This window comes from Streptomyces sparsus (assembly GCF_054776295.1).
Window position 1 is genome coordinate 1 of the sequence record NZ_BAAHCA010000549.1, and the last position, 3,326, is coordinate 3,326.

A 3,326-nucleotide genomic window follows, 5' to 3' on the forward strand; every position below is an offset into this window, starting at 1 on the left:
GCCAGCTGCCGGGCCACGGCGCCTACCAGCCGGGCACCGGACGCGCCCAGCGGATGTCCGAGCGCCAGGGCGCCACCGCGCGGATTGACCCTCGCCGGGTCGAGCTCCGGCCACTCGGCGAGGCAGCCCAGCACCTGGACGGCGAACGCCTCGTTCAGCTCGACGGTGTGCAGCTGTTCGAAGCCGCGTCCGGCCTTGGCCAGCGCCCGGGTCACCGCCTCGACCGGGCCCAGGCCGAAGAGCTGGGGTTCGATGCCCGTCACCGCGCTCGCCCGGACACGGGCCAGCGGCTCCCGCCCGGTCGCCCGCAGCCCGTCCTCGTCGGTGAGCAGCAGCGCCGCCGAACCGTCGTTCAGCGGCGAGGAGTTGCCTGCCGTGACGGTCCCGTGCCCCGGGCGGAACACCGGTGCCAGCCCGGCCAGCTTCGCCGCGGTGGTGTTCGCGCGGACGGACTCGTCGCGGGTCGCCTCGGTGCCCTCGTAGGGCACCACCTCGTCGTCGTAGACGCCCTGCTCCCAGGCCAGCGCCGCCTTGCGGTGGCTGGCCAGCGCGTACGCGTCCTGCTGCTCGCGGGTGATGCCGTGCTTGTCGGCCACCTGCTCCGCGCCCTCACCGAGCGACACCGTCCACTCCGGGCGCATCCGCTGGTTCACCATGCGCCAGCCGAGCGTGGTGGAGTGCATCTCCGGTGCCGCCGCGGGAAAGGCGCGTTCGGGCTTGGGCACCACCCAGGGGGCGCGGCTCATCGACTCCACGCCGCCGGCGACCACCACGGACGCGTCCCCGACCGCGATGGCGCGCGCGGCCTGCACCACGGCCTCCATGCCGGAGGCGCACAGCCGGTTGACGGTGGTGCCCGGCACCGACACCGGCAGCCCGGCCAGCAGCACCGCCATCCGGGCGACGTTGCGGTTCTCCTCGCCGGCGCCGTTGGCGTTGCCCAGCACCACGTCGTCGATCCGGGCCGGGTCGAGGTCGGGGCTGCGCTCCACCAGGGAGCGCACCACGTGGGCCGCCAGGTCGTCCGGGCGGACCGCGGCCAGCGCGCCGCCGTACCGCCCGATCGGAGTGCGGACGGTGTCCACGACGTACACGTCACGAAGGCGATCGTTGGTCATGCCACCGATCGTGTCAGCCTCCACCACCCGTTGACCAGACCTCGACCGGCATCACGCCTGCGACTCCCGCCACGCCCGACCGCGTCACCCCCTTCCGGTGCCGTCGCCACGGCCGGCCCGGGCGGCGGGAAATGACGGATCGCGGACATCCGGCGCGGGCAGGGCCTCCGGCGGGCGGGCGGGACCTACCGTGGGTTCATGCATGTCCTGGTCACTGGAGGAGCCGGCTTCATCGGCTCACACATCGTCACCGCCCTGCGCGCCGCCGGCCACGAGGCGACGGTGCTCGACACCGCGGCCGAGCCCGGCCCGCGGTCCCTCCGAGCCGATGTCCGCGACGCGGACGCGGTGCGCCGCGCACTGGCCGGCGTGGACGCCGTCTGCCACCAGGCCGCCAAGGTCGGGCTGGGCAAGGGGTTCGAGGACGCCTCCGACTACGTCGGTGTCAACGACCTCGGCACCGCCGTCCTGCTCGAGCAGTTGGCCGCCGCCGGCGTGCGGCGCCTCGTGCTGGCCGGCTCGATGGTGGTCTACGGGGAGGGCCGCTACCTGTGTGCGGAGCACGGCGTGGTGCGTCCCGGGCCGCGGGACCCGTCCGCGCTGGACGCCGGCCGCTTCGAACCGCCCTGCCCGCACTGCGGCGCGGACCTGGCGCCCGGCCTGGTCAGTGAGGACGCGCCGGTCGACCCGCGCAACGTCTACGCCACCACCAAACTCGCGCAGGAGCACCTCGCGGCCGCCTGGGCGAGGGCCACGGGCGGGCGCGCGGTGAGCCTGCGCTACCACAACGTCTACGGCGACGGCATGCCCAGGGACACGCCGTACGCGGGCGTGGCGTCCTTCTTCCGCTCCGCCCTGGAGGCGGGCCGGCCACCGCAGGTCTTCGAGGACGGCGGTCAGCGCCGGGACTTCGTGCACGTCGACGACGTGGCGACGGCCAACGTGGCGGCGCTGGAAGCGCTCGACCGGCGTCCTGACGGCGAGCTGCGGGCCTTCAACACCGGCAGCGGCGAGCCGCACACCGTGGGCGAGATGGCGTCCGCGCTGGCCGACGCGTTCGGCGGCCCGGCCCCGGAGGTCACCGGCGGGTACCGGCTCGGCGACGTCCGCCACATCACGGCGTCCTCCGAGCGGCTGCGGCGGGAACTGGACTGGCAGCCGGTGGTCGGCTTCAGCGAGGGGATGGCGCGCTTCGCCAAGGAGCCGCTGGCACCCGCGCCTGTGCCGGGAGGGTGACCTCGAAACGGCAGCCGCCGGGCACGTTCCGCACCGACGCGCGCCCGGCGTGCGCTTCGACGATGCCGCGCACGATGGCCAGCCCGAGACCGGCGCCGGACGGCGGGGTGCGGGCGTCGTCGCCGCTCCACCCGGTGTCGAAGACCCGCGGCAACGCCTCCGCGGCGATGCCGCCGCAGCCGTCGGTCACCGAGAGCACCACCGCGTCCTTGTGCCGGCGGGCGGCCACCGCGACCGTGCCGTCGGCCGGCGTGCGGTGGATCGCGTTGACCAGCAGGTTGGCCAGGACCCGCGTCATCTCCTTGCCGTCCACCTCGATCGGCACCGGTTCGACACCGTCGTCGGCGAGCCGCACCCCGCGAGCCGCCGCGAGCGGACCGGCGCCCACGATGGCGTCGCTGATCAGGTCGTAGACGGACATGCGGGTGGGGGAGAGGGCGAGCGACCCGGCCTGGATGCGGGAGAGTTCGAACAGGTCGCCGACCATGTCGCTCAGCCGCTCCACCTCGCTGCGGATCTGGCGGTGGTAGCGGTCGGGATCGGGCGCGATGCCGTCCTCCAGGGCCTCGGCCATGGCCCGCAGTCCGGCCAGCGGCGAACGCAGGTCGTGGGAGATCCAGGCGACGAGTTCCCGACGGGACGCCTCCAGCGCCTGCTCGCGCTCCCGGGCGGCGGCCAGCCGGCTGCCCGCCTCGGACAACGACCGTGCCAGGGACGAGAGTTCGGCGGGCATCGCCACCGAGGGAGCGGTGAACCCGTCGCCCGCCCCCAGCTGCCTGGCCGAGCGCTCCAGGGCGCGGTGACCGGCCGTCACCCAGCGGCCGAGCAGCAGCGCCGTGGCGGTGGCGGCGACCGCCGCGACCGCGGCGACCATGGTGACCACGGCCAGGTCGTGCTTGTTGAGGAACATCGCCCAGGCCACCGACAGCGTTCCGGCCAGCATCGCGGCGACGGTGACCGAGGTCAGCACGG

The 3,326-nt window shown here is 74.9% G+C and carries 3 protein-coding genes; 1 reads left to right on the forward strand and 2 read right to left on the reverse strand.

Features of this window, described 5'->3' with window-relative positions:
* The coding region (locus ACYVE9_RS19985; protein ID WP_461029258.1) for a thiolase family protein at positions 1-1,118 on the reverse strand (1,118 nt) is incomplete at its 3' end.
* A 198-nt stretch (positions 1,119-1,316) separates the two neighbouring features.
* On the opposite strand from ACYVE9_RS19985, the gene ACYVE9_RS19990 reads away from it, so the two are divergent.
* Positions 1,317-2,354, forward strand: coding sequence for an NAD-dependent epimerase/dehydratase family protein (locus tag ACYVE9_RS19990; protein WP_461029259.1), 1,038 nt, complete (start codon positions 1,317-1,319; stop codon positions 2,352-2,354).
* Here the strand turns inward: ACYVE9_RS19990 and ACYVE9_RS19995 are convergent.
* Positions 2,290-3,326, reverse strand: a 1,037-nt coding sequence (locus tag ACYVE9_RS19995; RefSeq protein WP_461029260.1) for a sensor histidine kinase, incomplete at its 5' end; no start/stop codon positions are given. The two genes, ACYVE9_RS19990 and ACYVE9_RS19995, sit on opposite strands and share 65 nt — an antisense overlap.

Bases quoted from the DNA above. Each gene is read 5' to 3' on its own strand.
- ACYVE9_RS19990 (WP_461029259.1), top strand. From the start codon at position 1,317: ATGCATGTCCTGGTCACTGGAGGAGCCGGCTTCATCGGCTCACACATC.